General features: G+C 54.6%; 13 protein-coding genes. 10 read left to right on the top strand and 3 right to left on the bottom strand.

Annotation, left to right across the window (positions count from 1 at the left end; translation table 11 throughout):
• Nucleotides 1–39: 39 nt before the first annotated feature.
• Nucleotides 40–885, bottom strand: a complete 846-nt coding sequence (locus tag H70357_RS32175; RefSeq protein ID WP_038597676.1) for a DUF72 domain-containing protein — start codon at nt 883–885, stop codon at nt 40–42.
• A gap of 258 nt (nt 886–1143) precedes the next feature.
• Between H70357_RS32175 and H70357_RS32170 the strand changes: the two genes are divergently transcribed.
• The gene (locus H70357_RS32170; protein ID WP_052092371.1) at nt 1144–2004 is read left to right on the top strand and encodes an MBL fold metallo-hydrolase; all 861 of its coding nucleotides are present in this window, start codon (nt 1144–1146) and stop codon (nt 2002–2004) included.
• A 132-nt stretch (nt 2005–2136) separates the two neighbouring features.
• Here H70357_RS32170 and H70357_RS32165 read toward each other — a convergent pair whose 3' ends face one another.
• Complete coding sequence (locus tag H70357_RS32165) at nt 2137–3729, bottom strand: histidine kinase N-terminal 7TM domain-containing protein (protein WP_038597673.1); 1593 nt, start codon at nt 3727–3729, stop codon at nt 2137–2139.
• 432 nt (nt 3730–4161) lie between these two features.
• On the opposite strand from H70357_RS32165, the gene H70357_RS32160 reads away from it, so the two are divergent.
• From H70357_RS32160 to H70357_RS32135, 6 genes are all read left to right on the top strand, one after another.
• Nucleotides 4162–4944: an ABC transporter ATP-binding protein gene (locus tag H70357_RS32160; RefSeq protein WP_038597670.1), complete on the top strand. Its 783-nt coding sequence runs from the start codon at nt 4162–4164 to the stop codon at nt 4942–4944.
• Between the two features lie 2 nt (nt 4945–4946).
• Nucleotides 4947–5759: an ABC transporter permease gene (locus tag H70357_RS32155; protein WP_038597667.1), complete on the top strand. Its 813-nt coding sequence runs from the start codon at nt 4947–4949 to the stop codon at nt 5757–5759.
• Complete coding sequence (locus tag H70357_RS32150; protein ID WP_038597664.1) at nt 5759–6664, top strand: ABC transporter permease; 906 nt, start codon at nt 5759–5761, stop codon at nt 6662–6664. Before H70357_RS32155 ends, H70357_RS32150 begins: the two co-directional genes overlap by 1 nt.
• 48 nt (nt 6665–6712) lie before the next feature.
• On the top strand, nt 6713–7819 hold the full coding sequence (locus H70357_RS32145) for an ABC transporter substrate-binding protein (RefSeq protein WP_038597661.1): 1107 nt from the start codon (nt 6713–6715) through the stop codon (nt 7817–7819).
• A gap of 92 nt (nt 7820–7911) precedes the next feature.
• On the top strand, nt 7912–9375 hold the full coding sequence (locus H70357_RS32140) for a CoA-acylating methylmalonate-semialdehyde dehydrogenase (protein WP_038597658.1): 1464 nt from the start codon (nt 7912–7914) through the stop codon (nt 9373–9375).
• Nucleotides 9376–9406: 31 nt separating this feature from the next.
• Nucleotides 9407–10774, top strand: a complete 1368-nt coding sequence (locus H70357_RS32135) for an aspartate aminotransferase family protein (protein ID WP_038597656.1) — start codon at nt 9407–9409, stop codon at nt 10772–10774.
• Here H70357_RS32135 and H70357_RS32130 read toward each other — a convergent pair.
• Entirely contained in the window at nt 10740–12428 is a 1689-nt protein-coding gene (locus H70357_RS32130; protein ID WP_038597653.1) for a PucR family transcriptional regulator, read from the bottom strand. The two genes, H70357_RS32135 and H70357_RS32130, sit on opposite strands and share 35 nt — an antisense overlap.
• A gap of 324 nt (nt 12429–12752) precedes the next feature.
• Between H70357_RS32130 and H70357_RS32125 the strand changes: the two genes are divergently transcribed.
• From H70357_RS32125 to hydA, 3 genes are all read left to right on the top strand, one after another.
• Nucleotides 12753–14144 carry an NAD(P)-dependent oxidoreductase gene (locus H70357_RS32125; protein ID WP_052092369.1) on the top strand — a complete coding sequence of 464 codons (1392 nt, stop codon included), beginning with the start codon at nt 12753–12755 and terminating at the stop codon, nt 14142–14144.
• Between the two features lie 69 nt (nt 14145–14213).
• A complete protein-coding gene (gene preA / locus H70357_RS32120; RefSeq protein WP_038597650.1) occupies nt 14214–15503 on the top strand; it encodes an NAD-dependent dihydropyrimidine dehydrogenase subunit PreA in 1290 nt (429 codons plus the stop codon).
• A 1-nt stretch (nt 15504) separates the two neighbouring features.
• Complete coding sequence (gene hydA, locus H70357_RS32115; protein WP_038597647.1) at nt 15505–16932, top strand: dihydropyrimidinase; 1428 nt, start codon at nt 15505–15507, stop codon at nt 16930–16932.

Raw genomic sequence — 16932 nt, 5'->3', positions numbered from 1 at the left:
AGTAAGGAGCAGAAGAGAGGATATGTACACATCTGGTGCTCATGAAAATAAGTCCAGCTGGCGCGGGGCCAGTCCGCCGTCGATTCCGAGCAGCGCTTGCAGCTCTTTGGCGTTATCGGTGGCGTCACCACCGGAGTTATTATTGAAGACCACGTACAGCTCCCGGCAGGACTGCTCCAGCGCAAGCAGCCGGTCCCGCCACTCGGTCAGCTCCTCTGTGCTGTAGCGGTACAAGTAGCGCAGGCTCCGCCAATTCGGATGGCTGCTCTGGCTCCAGCCCTGGGCGTTGCGGCCATGCAGCCGCACGTAGGTGATATCCGGCGATGTGGCCACCGGCACAATCGGAACCGAGCCTGATCCGGCCTGGGGTTCATCGGCCACCGTATGAATCCAGCCCTCCTGCTCCAGAAACTGCAGGGTTTTGGCCTGCATTTCCGGACTGTACCAGGAGTCATTGCGGAACTCGATGGCGGAAGGCACATCCAGCATCCGCTGCTTGGCCTCACGCAGAAACTGCACGTTTTCTTTGGTGCAGTCGAACCACGGCGGAAACTGGAAGAGGGCCATCGCAAGCTTCCCGGCTGCCCGGACTGGCTCAATAGAGGTGTGGAAAGCCTGATACATTTCCTCCGGAGTGTCGTAATAATTCTTTTTCTCGCGTAAATGTCCGGTCATTCCCTGATAGGCTTTAACGATAAACCGGAAGGCATCCGGCGTCTGGCTCACCCATTTGGCGTAATTTCTGACTGGCTGCACGGCATAAAAGGAGCTGTCAATCTCCACAATCGGAAAATGCGCGCTATAGGTAGGGAGCCGGTCAGCGGGCTTGATTTTGCCGTAAAGCTCTTCGTGGTCACCGAAGCCGGTTAGCCCGATCTTAATCATGGAATCTCCTCCTTGTCAGTATATCCGTACCTGACCCGAACAGATCAGCTAACTCTTATTAAACTTAAAACCCTCTTTAGCAAACAAGGCCTGTTGATTAATGTCCGTAATTGAGGCAACATGAAGATTAAAGATGGCCTGAAACGAACGAGGCCGGAAATACCGCTATGGGTGCTGTTATCACCAAAAGAACGTCCGGATATACTTTGTAGTCCGGCCTATTTTCAGTCAGATGTATATTGCAAGGGGGAGCACGAGATGGAGCACAAGTTCGAGCAGCTTAGCCGTCATATTCTGATTATGCATCCGGAGCATGACACGGATCGTCCGGTATTGGCAGCAATTATAGGGGAACGGCGTACACTTCTGATGGATGCCGGCAATTCGCCGGCCCATGCAGCGCTGTTTCGGGAAGAACTGGCTAGACGCGGCTGCAGGCAGCCAGACATGCTGATTCTGACCCATTGGCACTGGGATCACACCTTCGGACTCTCATCCTGGAAGTCCCCAGCTATTGCCCATGAAGAGACGGCGAAAGTGCTGGAGAGCCTGACCGGGCTGAACTGGGGAGAAGAAGGCTTGGAGAAGCTTGTAAAGAGTGGCACGATCAGTGAAGAAAGTGCGGAACATATCCGCCTGGAGTACGGCGAGGCAAGAGAGGTAACTGTCGTCAAGCCGGATATTGTGTTTACCGGCAGCCTCACGGTCGATTTGGGCGGAGTTGTCTGTGAAGTGGTCCATGTGGGCGGCGACCATTCGCCGGACTCCTGTGTGCTTTACGTTAAGGAAGACAAGGTGCTTTTTCTGGGCGATGCTCTAGGCCCTGCTGTGTATGGCGGACCGCGCCAATACAGCAGCACCGGGTTCTTAAGATTGCTGGACATTGCCTACCGCTATGATGCGGACTGGTATGTGGAGTCGCATGGGCTGCCGATGACCAGGCAGGAGTTCCGGGAGGATCTGGCTCCCTGGGAACGGCTGGCCCGGATCGTCGATGTGTTCGGACACAACCGGGAACGGGTGGTGCTGGAGCTGAAGACCTATCTGCAGCTTGAAGAGCTGCCTGGGGATTTGCTGCAGGGTGTGGAATATTTCATGGCAGGCGCGAAGCGGCGTTAACTGCAATATTCATATTTTCTACTGATTATATTCAGACCCTGCCACGCACTGGCGGGTTCATTGTGTTGCAGATTGATGAGATAACAGCCCTGTTCTCTAAACGGCTTCTTGCCGGAGAACAGGGCTGTTCGTTTAAACAGGTGTAAAGGGGGTGATCGAACCTCCGCTAGATAAATGTACGGTATTGCGTCCGTTGCGTTTGGAGCTGTAGAGCGCATGATCCGCTTCAGAGAGCAGCTCTTCAAGCGAAGTAGGTTCCCTGAACGCCTCCGCCACCCCGAAGCTTGCCGTCACATGGACCGGACCGGACGAGGTGCTGACTTCGCTGTGCTCAATGCTGTCACGGATAGCTTCGGAGAGCAGAGCCGCCTGCTTCAAGGAAGTGTCAGGCAGACAAATGACGAATTCTTCACCTCCGTAACGTCCGAAAATATCCCCTTCGCGCACATGCTTGCTGCATACGCCGACAATATGCTGGAGCGCCATATCGCCATATTGATGTCCGTAGCGGTCATTGATGCTCTTGAAAAAGTCGATATCGAGCAGAATGATGGACAAGGGGCGCTTGCTGCCAACTGCTTCCTCCAGCAGAGACCGGCTCCGCTCCATGAAGTGCGTACGGTTATAGATGCCGGTCAGGCTGTCGACAGTGGCGAGCTGCAGCAGCTTGGCCTGGAGCAGCGTCCGCTCTGTCACATCGATCAGCATAATCATCCGCCCGGCCAGATGACCGTCATGCTTCTGCACCGGAGAGGATCTGACCTGGTAATAGCTGGTCTCCCCGTTGATATTCCAGGCCAGCTCGCGTTCCTCGCTGAGCAGAGGGTCAGAATTCATTACATAATCTACAGCGTCTTTGCCCGCAGGCAGGAACAGCTGGGCGAGCGGTCTGCCGATGGCCGATGAATCCAGGCCTTCCAGCATTTCCGTGGCAGCACGGTTATAGTCGACGAGCGTATCTTTGCGGTCCGTGACCAGCACTCCGTCACGCATGCTCTCGAACAAATTCTCCCGGGCGATGGGGGCCGCGGTAAGCATGCCCCTGGAAAGAATTGCCCAAATATAGAGGGTCGAAGTCACGCTCATAATCACCGGCACAGGGTCCATTCCATAAGGGGTCATGTTCATTAAATATAGGAAGGCTCCCAAAGCCGGGAGGAACTGTCCGATGAAGATCGTCATCATCTGCCGGCGGTAGACCCGCTTCATCCGGTTCCATTGCCAGAGAATGAGACACATTCCCGCAAGCATGCAGCCGAAGGTCAAACTGCCCTGCACAATATACCAAGGTCCCATTACGATGTCGATCAGCGGGGTGGGGGCACCCTCCCGGAAATGCATCGACTGATAGAACAGATGGTGATAATCGTTGGTCCATACGAGCACGGTAGAGATTAAGGGGATGGAGTACAGCGCGGTCAGCAGCCCTTTCTTAACCAGCCGGTCCAGGCCGACGAAATGCATGATCATAATTAGGCTGGAAGGAGCGATATAGGGCATTCCCAGATACTCCACCTTGACCCAAAAGCCAATCTCCTGCATGGTGCTGCCCGACAATTCCAGCGCGAAGCCAAAGGTATAGATCGCGGAAGTGATGGAGCTGAGAATGAAGGCATTGATTCCGGAGAAATCCGTTCTTCTGTAATAGGCGAACAGCGCGAGAAGTGCGCTCAGCACACCGGAGATGGAGACAATGATAATATAATTCGAGATCATAGCTTCCATCGGCCGGGCCTCCAGGTAGTGTGGGCTGCCGAGGTTGGCCATGGGAGCAGGGACAACGGGGCATATAGCCATGAGGCGTTATTATAAGCATTAAACATCACGTATTGTCTCCTGTTTCAGCAAGAATATAGATAAATAGTACCACATATCTTCATGGATAACATTCGGGATTGAACGCAGTGAAGCGTGAATACCGCTACCTTCTTTTATCGGCATATTTCTTCATTATTAACAATGAAAGCGCCTCTCCTAGACAAAGTGACGGAATTTCACAGATGCAATTTTACTATTTGTCTAGTGAGTGTACCGGGAGCAAAGTGTACCATGTTAGTTAATACTACATTTCGAAAAGAAAGTCAGCATTTAATAAGAAATTGCGTTATGTTAATTAACATTAATCGATCAAATTCAGGGATGAAGGGGGAGCTGGAAATGTCATTAGTAGCGGCAAGAATTCCTGAAATACAGCTGGAAAACGTTGAAATGCGTTATATGGCGGAGACTGCCGACGTACTTGCACTGCATCAGGTGAGCCTTGATATTGCCAAAGGAGAATTCGTCTCCCTGCTGGGTCCATCGGGGTGCGGCAAAACTACACTGCTGAGATTGATGGCAGATCTTATTACACCAACCGGCGGAAACATTACGGTGGCTGGCAAGAGCGCCAAGGAAGCCAGACTCGCCCAAAAGTATGGCATAGTTTTCCAGAGTCCGGTACTTTATGACTGGCGCAAGGTGAAACACAACATTACCCTGCCGCTGGAGCTGATGGGCGTCAAGAAGTCGATCCGTGAGGACAAGGCGCTGGAACTGCTGGATCTCGTCGGGCTGCAAGGCTTCGCGGACAAATATCCCTGGCAGCTCAGCGGCGGCATGCAGCAGCGGGTTGCGATTGCCAGAGCGCTGTCGATGGAGCCGGAGATACTGCTCATGGATGAACCGTTCTCCGCACTGGATGAGTTTACCCGCGAGCGCCTGAATGAAGAACTGCTGTCTGTCTGGAGCAAGGTGCAGAGCACCATTGTTTTTGTCACCCACAGCATTCCTGAATCCATTTTTCTGTCTGACCGCGTATTCGTGCTTTCTCCCCATCCGGGAAGGCTGTCGGCCATTGTTGATATTCCGCTGCCGCGTCCGCGTACGGCGGAAATGAGAAACAGCCCGCAGTTTTTTGAACTGATCGCCACGATCCGCGACAGCTTTGAAGGGGTGTAACGATGAAGGGGAACAGTGCGTTTATGCGCAGCCGCGTGCTGCCGCTGTCCGTCTGGCTCCTTGGGCTGCTGATTGTGTGGGAGGCTGGCTCCTGGATGCTGCTCCATGTGGCACAAACGCCGCTGGCCCAGTCGAAGCTGCCTTATGTTCATGAAGTGGCGGCTACCTTATGGAAGTACAGCGGCACACTGGTTAAGGAGGGGGGAGCTACCTTTGGCAATGCAGGAGTCGGGTTTCTGATCGGTGCCTCTGCGGGTGTGGTTCTCGCTGTGCTGATGAGTCTGTCGAAGACGATCGAGCAGCTTGCCTTTCCGTATGCCATTGCCTCGCAGATGATCCCGATTCTGGGGCTTGCGCCCATTATTTACGGTATTGTACGTGATGAGCAGGTGTCCCGGATCATTATTTCCGGATACATTACCTTTTTCCCGGTTGCGCTCAACATGCTGCGCGGTCTGCGCAGCGTCGATCTGCCGGCGCTGGAGCTGATGCATTCTTATGCTGCCAAACCTTGGGCGGTGTACTGGAAGCTGCGCTTTCCGGCTGCACTGCCGGCACTGTTCAGCGGCCTCAAGGTTGCAGCCCCGCTTGCCGTGACCGGTGCGATTCTGGTAGAGCTTATGGGGGCGCAGCACGGCATTGGTGTGATCATGCTGCGCAATCTCTATTATGGTCCTTCCCATACGTATATGTTCTGGTCCACGGTAATTGTCGGCGCTCTGCTGGGAGTGGCGAGCTACGGGCTGATGAGCCTCGCCGAACGCCTGATTGCGCCATGGCAGCCTGAATTCCGCCCGAAGGGGGGCCGCCGTTAATGGAGGGAAATACTGTGCGTGAAGCAACGTTGATAGCTTCTGCAGGGAATGAGGGAGCTACATCCTCTCGTATAACAACGAAGGATAGCGTATTTGCTGGACGGAGCAAGCGGAAGCTTGGACGCCGCTCTGTGAAATGGCTGAACGCTGGCGTGATTCTGCCTCTGCTGGCCGGTGTGCTTTTTCTGGTTCTCTGGGAAGCACAAATATTCCACAAGCTGTTCGATCTGAAAAAATACCAGCTGCCGCTGCCTTCGGCCATAGCGGAGGCGATTAGGGATAATTTCAGCCTGCTCTTGTCCTATACCGGCTATACGCTGACTGAGGCTGTGGTGGGAATGCTGATTGGTTCGGCCTTCGGGTTCTTAATCGCCCTGGTCGCAACGGCCTGGCCCCGCTGGGGCGGTGGCAGCCTGACACTGGTCGCTGCACTGAATGCTGTGCCGATTGTTGCGCTGGCACCGATTATGAATCTGTGGTTCGGCGACGGGATCGGCTCGCGTGCGGCAATCGTTACGGCAACGACCATGGCGGCGATGGCTATCAATGCCTATAAAGGGATGGTATCAGTCGATCCGCTGGCGCTGGATTTAATGCATTCCTACGCAGCCGGCAAGCCGGCGGTGTTCCGCTATCTGCGGATTCAGAACAGTCTGCCGTATGTGTTCACCGCGCTGAAGATCAATGCTACCGCAAGTATGATCGGAGCGATTGTCGGAGAGTTTTTCTTCTCCTCCAGAGGGCTTGGCTACCTGCTATCCAACTCGATCAAGGTGGCCAAGATGCCGCTGGGCTGGTCCTGCATCGTACTTGCGGCTATAGCCGGAGTCATCTTCTATCTGGTAGTGGAGCGGCTGGAGAAGGTATTCATCAAGTGGCATTCCTCCCAGCGTGCGTCATCTTAAATCTGTTACACCAAACTACAAACTCAAATGGGTAGGGGGAGCTGCGTGATGAAAGGGAATAAAGGCAAATTTCACGGTGGGCTGTTGATGGCGGTAATGATCATGGCAATCTCTTTGCTGGCAGGTTGTGGAGGTAACAACAATAATAATGCTCCGGCGGCTGAAGCGACGGCAGGCACGGGAGCTTCGGCTTCACCGGAAACGGCGGCGGCCACAGAACCGGCTGCGGAACCGGTGACGGTCAAGCTCCAGCTGAAATGGGTGCCGCAGGCCCAATTTGCCGGATACTTTCTGGCCCAGGACAAGGGGTACTATGCTGAAGAAGGTCTTAATGTGGAGATCCTGCCCGGCGGTCCGGATATAGTGCCTGAGCAACAGGTCGCGGGCGGCTCCGCCGATATCGGCGTGGATTGGGTGGCGAGTCTGCTGACCAGCCAGGAACAGGAAATGCCGCTGGTGCAGATTGCGCAAATCTACCAGAAGAGCGGACTCGTGCTGGTGTCCAAGAAGGAGGCGGGAATCAGCAGTGCAGCGGATCTGAAAGGCAAAAAAGTCGGCAACTGGATGGGTGGCAACGAGTTTGAAATCCTTGCACTTTTTGATAAATACAAGCTGGATTCCAACAAGGACCTGAATTTCACGAAGCAGGGCTTCACGATGGACCAATTCCTTGGCGGCGAAATCGACGCGGCTTCGGCGATGACGTATAACGAATATCAGGTTGTGCTGGAATCGGGCATCAAGGCCGAAGAGCTGAATGTGATTGATATGAATGATGAAGGCGTAGCGATGCTCGAAGACAATCTGTTCGCCAATAAAGAGTGGCTTGCAGACAATAAGGAGACAGCGGCCAAATTCGTCCGCGCTTCCTTGAAGGGCTGGAAAGATGCCATTGCCGATCCTGAGGCGGCTGTGGATAGTGTAATGAAGCTCGCTGAAGAAGGCAGCACTTCAAGAGAGCATCAGCTTACGATGATGACGGAGGTTGCCAAGCTGATCCAGCCGGAGGGCTTTGACGTTTCCAAGCTGGGGTATACCGATGCAGCTGCATTCCAGCAGACGGCAGACATTGCGCTCAAATTTGGTGTAATCAAAGAGGCGGCCAACGTGGAAGAAGCCTATACGAACGAGATTGTTGAAATGGCGGCAAAATAAGCGGTTTCCCTCATATTGATGATAGATGGCCGCCCGTTCTGGCGGTCATCTGTTATCATCGGCATCCAGAAACAGTGAAAGAGGTGTGGGCTATGTCTCTGCTGGCGAAGCAGACTGAAAAAGTCAGGAATTATATAAACGGGGTTTGGGTGGCGTCATCATCCGGGCGGGAGGAGGAAGTGTTTAACCCGGCAAACGGAGAAGTGATTGCTTATGTGCCGATTTCCAGCCGCGAAGAGCTGGATACTGCGGTGCAAGCTGCGGCAGAGGCATTTCATTCATGGAAAAGGGTTGCCGTTCCGCGGAGGGCCCGCTATTTCTTCCAGTACCAGCAGCTGCTGGTGCAGCACTGGAATGAGCTGGCTGAGCTGATTACGCTGGAGAACGGCAAAAGCCTGGAGGAAGCGCTGGGCGAAGTGCAGCGCGGTATTGAATGTGTGGAGTTTGCCTCCGGCATCCCCACACTGATGATGGGCAGCCAGCTGCCGGATATTGCCACCGGAATTGAATCGGGCATGTACCGCTACCCCCTGGGGGTGATCGGCGGGATCGCGCCCTTTAACTTCCCGATGATGGTGCCCTGCTGGATGTTTCCGCTGGCAGTGGCCTGCGGCAATACCTTTGTGCTGAAGCCTTCCGAACGGACACCGCTGCTGATGAACCGGCTGGCGGAGCTGTTTGCGGAAGCGGGGTTTCCGCCGGGTGTGCTGAATGTGGTGCATGGAGCACATGATGTGGTGGGTGGATTACTTGAACACGACGAGGTGAAGGCGATTTCCTTTGTCGGCTCACAGCCAGTAGCGGAATATGTGTATAAGCAAGGGACTGCACATGGCAAACGGGTGCAGGCACTGGCCGGAGCCAAAAACCATTCGATTGTGCTTCAAGATGCCGATCTGGACCATACGGTGAAGAATATTATCGCTGCGGCCTTCGGGTCGGCGGGCGAGCGTTGCATGGCCTGTTCGGTGGTCGTCGTGCAGGAGACGATTGCCGACGAACTGGTGAGCCGTCTCCTTGAGGCGGCCGACGGGCTGAAGATCGGCGACGGCAGAGAGGCCGGAGTATTTCTCGGGCCGGTCATCCGCCAGTCGAACAAGGACCGCACGCTGGCTTATATTGAGGCAGGTGTACAGGAGAAGGCGGAACTGGTGCGGGACGGCCGGAAAGATGCAGCGGCGGGAGGCAAGGGCTACTTTCTCGGGCCGACCATCTTCGACCGTGTAGAGCCGGGAATGACGATCTGGCGCGATGAGATTTTCGCTCCGCTGCTGTCTGTGGTTCGTGTCAAGGATCTGGCGGAGGCGATAAACGTAACGAATCAGTCCCCGTTTGCCAATGGAGCCTGCATTTATACGGACAGCGCCAAGGCGGTAAGGGAGTTCCGGGAAGAGATTGATGCCGGAATGCTTGGCGTGAATCTCGGTGTGCCTGCACCGATGGCCTTTTTTCCTTTCTCGGGCTATAAGAAATCGTTCTATGGAGACCTGCACGCCAACGGCCGTGACGGTGTGGAATTCTACACCCGCAAGAAAATGATCACTGCGCGTTATTGACCACAATGGAATGTTGAGAGGAGAGATTGCGGTGCAGAGCCTGGAGAACGAAAGTGAGCTGGCCGTCAAGAAAGATCAGCAGTATCTATGGCATAACATTACCCCTTACAGCGAGAGCCATCCGCCGATGATCGCGGCGACGGCAAGCGGATCATGGGTTACTGATATTGACGGGAATAAATTTCTGGACGGGATGTCCGGGCTGTGGTGCGTCAATGTCGGATATGGGCGCAAGGAGCTGGCCGATGCGGCCTATCAGCAGCTGCTCACCCTGCCTTATTTTCCGCTCACGCAGAGCCACAGGCCGGCAATCGCGCTTGCCGAGAAGTTGAATGAATGGCTGGGCGACGACTATGTCATTTTCTTCTCCAATAGCGGATCGGAAGCGAACGAAGCGGCCTTCAAAATGGCCCGCCAATACCAGCAGCAAATCGGCCAGCATTACCGGCATAAATTCATTGCCCGCTACCGCGGTTATCATGGCAGCTCGCTCGGCGCGCTGTCAGCGACCGGCCAGGCGCAGCGCAAATATAAATATGAGCCGCTGACCGGCGGATTCCTCCATGTGGCACCGCCCGACAGCTACCGCCGTCCTGACGGCTTGACTGTGGAGGCGTTCAACCTCCAGTGTGCGCAGGCCATTGAGGATACGATTGTCTGGGAGGGAGCAGAGACGGTTGCGGCGGTAATTATGGAGCCGGTAATTACCGGAGGCGGAGTCATTGTGCCGCATCAGGTGTATATGGACCGGGTGCAGGAAATCTGCCGCAAGCATGGAGTGCTGCTGATTATTGATGAGGTCATCTGCGGCTTCGGGCGTTCCGGCCGCAACTTCGGCCATCATAATTTCGGCATCAAACCTGATATAGTGACGATGGCCAAAGGGCTGACCAGCGCCTATCTTCCGCTGTCGGCAACGGCGGTGCGCAAGGATATTTATGAGGTCTTCAAGGACAACAGTGATGATTACGGATATTTCCGCCATGTGAATACGTTCGGCGGCAATCCTGCGGCCTGTGCGCTTGCGCTGCGTAACCTGGAGATTCTGGAGCAGGAGCATTTGGTGGAGCGTGCTGAAATCCTCGGGCAAAGGCTGGCAGGTGCATTCTCCGGGCTGCGGGATCACAAGCTGGTAGGAAATGTCCGCAGCTTTGGACTGGTCATCGGCATTGAGCTGGTGGCAGATAAAGCCACCAAGCAGCCTGCCGATCTGGCTGTCGTCAAAGGCATTATTGCCGAATGCAAATCCAAAGGGCTGATCATCGGCAAAAACGGAGATACGGTGGCGGGATTCAATAATGTGCTTACCTTCGCACCGCCGTTATCCTCCACCGATGAGGATGTGCAGTTTATAATCGACACGTTCAAAGCTGTGCTGAACGGGAGCTGGGCAGAGTGAATTTCTCCGGATACAGGAACTGGTAGGCACGCAGGGCGACCTGGATGGAGATGCGGTTCTCCGGCAGCATGAAGTCTTCGCCCAGCAGTTCAGTGATTTTGTCCAGCCGGTAATAGAGCGACTGTCTGACGATGAATAAATTGCGGGCGGCGATTTGCTTGGAGCCGTCATGGTCGAGATAGACGCGAAGCGTCAGCAGGAGCTCGCTCCCTTTAGACTGGTCGTGATCGATCAGCGGGCCGAGATAGCTGCGGATGAAATTCTCCAGCGTCTTGCCGTCATTCAGGTTCAGCAGCAGCTGGAATACGCCGAGCTCTTCGTAGAACAACACAGACTTCTGGTAACAAGTATAGAGAGACAGCGCTTGTACGGCTTCCTGATAACCGGCATAGGCATGTTTCAGGCCCCTGTGGGACTTGCTGACTCCAATAACGAGCTGCAGGTCCTTCAATTTCTCGTCGGAGCGGATATGCAGCAGGGAATCAAGCGCCTGCTGCAGCCGCAGCTTGCCGGGCAGCTTGGACTGGATATCGAGCGCGATGACAGTGAGCCGGTTGTTCTTGAGTGTGATCAGCGGGCGCAGCGAGTATTTCTCGAAGATGGAGCGGAGAATGAGCGACAGATGGAAGGTGATGGATTCCCAATCATTCTCCGAGCTGTTCCATTTAACATCGCGGGGATTCTCGATCTCAATCAGGCATACGCGGTACGGCAGCTCATTCACGACATTAAAGTCGGGTCCCGCCAGTCCCTTGAGCCGGTTGTCATCCTGGGTGCGGCCGCTGATCAGCTCATCCACCCACAGGTTCTCGGAGAACAGCTTACGTTCCTCCATATACCGTGTGCGCAGCAGCTCCTGGGCGATCGACAGGGAGGCAGAATCCAGCAGCAGGCAGTCGAACTCCTGGGGTTTGTGGCTGCTGACCATCAGGATATAAGCCCAGGTCTGGTCGAGCGCGCCCACCGGCTTCAGCGCGATCAGCTTATGGCCGAATTCGCGGATGTAAGGTGCGGCATCGGGCTGTACGCCCTCCATCTCTTCACTGAAGGCTTCGAAGAACTGAAGCAATGGGGCCTGATCCTCGGGCGGCAGCGCCGGGAAGAACAGGGGTTTGCCCTGCAGCTGCATATATACAATTTGCGTGCGGGTGCTTTTACATAATAGCTGCAGAACCTTAAGGGTCCCTTGGGAAGTCAGCGTCAGGCGGTGGAATTCACGGGAGATGCTCTCCAGCTCCTGCAGCATGCGGTGATGGCGGTTGATGATGAGGGAATGCAGATCAAGCGTGATATCCACGAAACGTACCGTTCGGGTGAAAATAATCAGCGGGAAATCGTGGCTGTTCGCCAGGTCGATCATCTCCTGCGGGATTTTGCAGAAATACTCTCCCAGCTCGATGCACAAACAGGCGGCATTCTTATCGATCAAATTGTGCATAAACGATAAGGAGGAAGGCAAATCAACACTTACACCCATCCCCGTAGTCAATATCATCTCTTCCCCGTGAATCAGCCTTTCAAAACTGGCACTTTCCAGCACATGCACCCAGCGAATCGCCCGGTTCAGGCCGTTTTTTCCGCCTATAAGCTCCGCTTCCGCAAACAGCGGTCTTTTCAGCGCATCGCGGACCGTAAATACAAGTTCCCAATCCATAAGCTTCCCCCTCGCTATGTCGTCAGGCAGGTAAAAAATACACTTTTGAAATTAGACAATGTGTCTAATGTAACGAAAAATCAAAATGACTATAGTTTGAATATAATATGTGAGGAAATATAACTCGTTTAGAAAGAAAATAGAATGGATCCTTTGGTTTATTGTCCATTTTACTACATTAAGCCTGATAAGTAAGTAAAATATTAAGGCGATCATTGGAATAATGTTATATTATATAACACAAAGATGATTTCGATGATGAAAATGTGATTTTTTATCCGGCAATGCCTGGGAACACCATTCGTCCAGAAGGAGGGAGATCTGATGGAGCATTCTTCTCCGTTAACCACGTTTACGCCTGATATGTTCATGCGCAACTTCGCCGAGGCTGAGCCGGGTTTAACCCGCAAAGGTGCAATCGAAGAATCCAACCGTTGTCTGTATTGTTATGACGCCCCCTGTATTAAAGCCTGCCCGACCAGCATTAATATTCCTTCCTTTATTAAGCGGATCGCCACCGATAATTTAAAAGGCTCAGCGCAGACGATCATGGACTCCAATCCTGTAGGTGCGAGTTGCGCCCGTGTCTGTCCAACTGAGGAGTTGTGCGAAGGCGCATGCGTTCTGAATGATGCTTCGGCACCGATCCAGATCGGACTGCTACAGCGTTATGCCACGGACTGGGCTATAAGCAGCGGTGTTCAGTTATTCAAAGCCGGTGCTCCTAATGACAAAAAGGTCGCTGTCATCGGGAGCGGTCCGGCCGGGCTGTCTGCGGCTAGAGAGCTGGCGCGTGAAGGCTTCCAGGTGGTGATCTATGAGGCGAAGCCGCTCGCCGGCGGGCTGGATACACATGGTATTGTCTCTTTCCGGCTGCCGCAGTCTATATCGCTATGGGAAGTGGAGCAGGTGGAGCAGCTGGGCGTGGAGATCCGCACCGGAACGAAGGTTGGCGTTGACGTCTCCGTGGAGGAGCTGAAGGCGGAGTATGATGCCATTGTGCTGGCTGCAGGGATGGGGTATGTTCCTCCGCTTGGCATTGAAGGTGAGAAGCTGTCCGGGGTATACGATGCGATAGAGCTGGTGGAAACCACCAAGACAGGCATTCCGACACTGGAGCTGATGGGCCAGCGCGTCGCTGTCATCGGCGCAGGCAATACGGCCATTGATGCGGCAACCTGCTCGGTGCGGCTGGGGGCATCGAATGTGAAGATGGTCTACCGCCGTACGCGCTCGGAGATGACGGCCTACGATTTCGAATATGAATTTGCCAAGCAGGAAGGTGTGGAATTTAACTGGCTGACTTTGCCGAAGCGTATTGTCGGGGACGAGCTCGGCAATGTTACGGCACTGGAGTGCGTGCAGATGAAGCTGACCGGGGAGACCGGCAAAGACGGCCGCCTTGCGCCGATGCCTGTTGAGGGCTCTGAATTCCTGATACCGGTGGATGCGGTTGTGGTGGCGATCGGACAGAAGCGGCGGCTGGACCTGATTGAAGCGCTCGGTCTTGAGCACAACTATGGGGTTGTCAAAATTGATGAGAAGACCGGACGGACGTCCGATCCGCAGATTTATGCCGCCGGTGATATTGTGTTTGGTTCCGGCAAAGGCGAAGCGATGGTCGTATCCGCCGCCCAGCAGGGCAAAGACGCTGCTTATGCTATTGTGAAGCAATTGTTGGGCCTGCAGGACAGCGTGGCAGGTTCTGCTGTCTAAACGGGGAGTGCCAAGCAATACAAGACCGGCGGCTTCAACCGGACTTTATATGACAGGGAGGGAACATCAATGGCAGATTTGAGTATTGATCTTGCAGGTATCAAGTCACCTAATCCATTCTGGCTGGCGTCTGCGCCGCCCACCAATACAGGCTATCAAGTGCAGCGGGCGTTCGAGGCCGGCTGGGGAGGGGCGGTGTGGAAGACACTCGGTGATCCGATTATTAACACCTCCTCCCGGTTTGCGGCCGTGCACTTCAACGGTCAGCGTGTGGCGGGCTTCAACAATATCGAGCTGATTACGGACCGCCCGCTTGAGGTGAACCTGAAGGAGATCTATGAAACGAAGAAAAAGTTTCCGGGTCATGCGATTATTGCCTCCCTGATGGTCGAACCGAGGCAGGATAAATGGCATGAAATCGTCAAACGGGTAGAGGCTGTCGGCGTAGACGGCCTGGAGCTTAACTTTGGCTGCCCGCACGGGATGGCGGAACGCGGCATGGGCGCAGCCTCCGGCCAGCAGCCTGACCTCGTACAGGCGCAGACGACCTGGGTCAAAGAAGTCGCAACCACGCCGGTCATTGTGAAACTGACCCCGAATATAACGGATATTACAGTCGTTGCCCGCCATGCCGTCAAAGGCGGCGCCGATGCGATCAGCCTGATTAATACGATCAACAGCCTGGCCGGCGTCGACATTCACAGCTGGAACACGATTCCGAATGTCGGCGGCCAAGGCGCGCATGGCGGTTATTGCGGCCCGGCGGTGAAGCCGATTGCGCTCAGCATGGTGGCCGAATGCGCCCGCGACCGCGGAGTTGGCGTACCGATCTCTGGAATTGGCGGCATCTCCACCTGGCAGGATGTGGTTGAGTTCATGCTGATGGGCTCTACGGGCATTCAGGTCTGCACGGCAGTTATGCATCACGGCTTCCGGATCGTCGAGGAGATGATCGACGGCCTGAACAATTATCTGGATGATAAAGGGCTGGCTTCGGTCACTGAGCTGATCGGTAAATCGGTGTCTAAGTACTCCAATTGGGGTGATCTGGACCTCAACTATAAAGTCGTTGCACGGATTAACGAGGAGAACTGCATCAACTGCAACAAATGCCATATTGCCTGCGAGGATGCTTCACATCAATGTATCGACATGTTAACGGATGCCGCAGGAAAGGCGATTCTGCAAGTGCGTGAAGAAGACTGTGTGGGCTGCAATTTGTGCTCCATTGTCTGCCCGGCAGACGGAGCCATTGATATGGTTGCCTTGGACAGCGGCGCGGCACCTCTGACCTGGAATCAGCGTCAGAAGGTCATCAGCGGCTTGAACGGCTCGTATTCAGAAGCGGAGGTGGTCTAGCATGAAGAAGATAATCAAAAATGGTATTATCGTTACCGCAGCGGATACTTATACGGGAGATGTGCTGTTTGAGAACGGCATTATTACCGGAATAGGGCTGAATCTGGAAGCGACGGGTGCGGAGATTATTGACGCTTCCGGCTGTTATGTCTTTCCGGGAGGGATAGATCCCCATACACATCTGGATATGCCTTTCGGGGGAACCGTGACGGCTGATGACTTCGAGACCGGCACGATTGCCGCCGCCTATGGCGGAACGACAACGGTCATCGACTTCTGCCTGACGACCAAAGGCCAGCCGCTTCAGCGGGCTGTCGATACCTGGCATAACAAATCACAGGATAAAGCGGTGATTGATTACAGCTTTCATTTGATGGTTTCGGAGCTGAATGACAAGGTGCTGGGCGAGCTGCCGCAAATTATTGAAGACGAAGGCATCACTTCGCTGAAGGTGTTCATGGCCTATAAGAACACTTTTCAGGCCGATGACGGCGTGCTGTACAAGACTTTGCAGGCGGCCAAGCGGGAAGGCGCACTCGTTATGGTCCATGCCGAGAACGGCGATGTGATCGAATATCTGGTGGAGCAGGCTCTGGCCGCAGGCAACACCGATCCGATCTACCATGCGCTGACCCGCCCCCCGGAGCTGGAGGGCGAAGCCACGGGCCGGGCCGCTTACCTGACGGAGCTGACCGATTCGCAGCTGTATGTCGTACATGTCACCTGCGCTGAAGCGGCCTGGAAGATTGCCGAAGCCCGCAAGAAGGGGCTGCGTGTCTACGGTGAAACCTGCCCGCAATATCTGGTGCTGGATCAGACCGCGCTTGCGAAGCCGGATTTTGAAGGCGCCAAATATGTCTGGTCCCCGCCGCTGCGTGAGCAGTGGAACCAGGAGGTGCTGTGGGATGCGCTGTGGAGCGGCACGCTGCAAACGATCGGTTCCGATCAGTGCTCCTTTGACTTCAAGGGACAGAAGGATCTGGGTCTGGGCGACTTCTCCAAGATCCCGAACGGCGGGCCGACGATTGAAGACCGGTTCAGCCTGCTCTACTCCGAAGGGGTACAGAAGGGGCGGATTTCGCTTAATAAATTCGTGGATATCATCTCGACCTCCAGCGCCAAGCTGTTTGGCCTATTTCCGCAAAAGGGCACCATAGCTGTGGGCAGCGATGCAGACATCGTGATTTTCGACCCGTCGGTGGAAAGAACACTATCTGCTGAAACCCATCATATGAACGTCGATTACAACGCGTTTGAAGGCTTTGAGGTTAAAGGCGAACCGGTATCCGTACTCAGCCGGGGTGAATTCGTGATCCGCGACAAGCAGTTTGTCGGCCGGGCGGGTTCCGGCAAATACCTGCACCGCAAACGGTTTGCAGCAGAAGCGCCGCGTCCGGCCAAAGCGGAGATCAGCGGAGGAGTGGTCTGA

Origin of the sequence: Paenibacillus sp. FSL H7-0357 (genome assembly GCF_000758525.1) — a bacterium.
Lineage (GTDB): Bacteria > Bacillota > Bacilli > Paenibacillales > Paenibacillaceae > Paenibacillus_AQ.
This window is presented reverse-complemented; position numbering and strand designations above follow the sequence as displayed.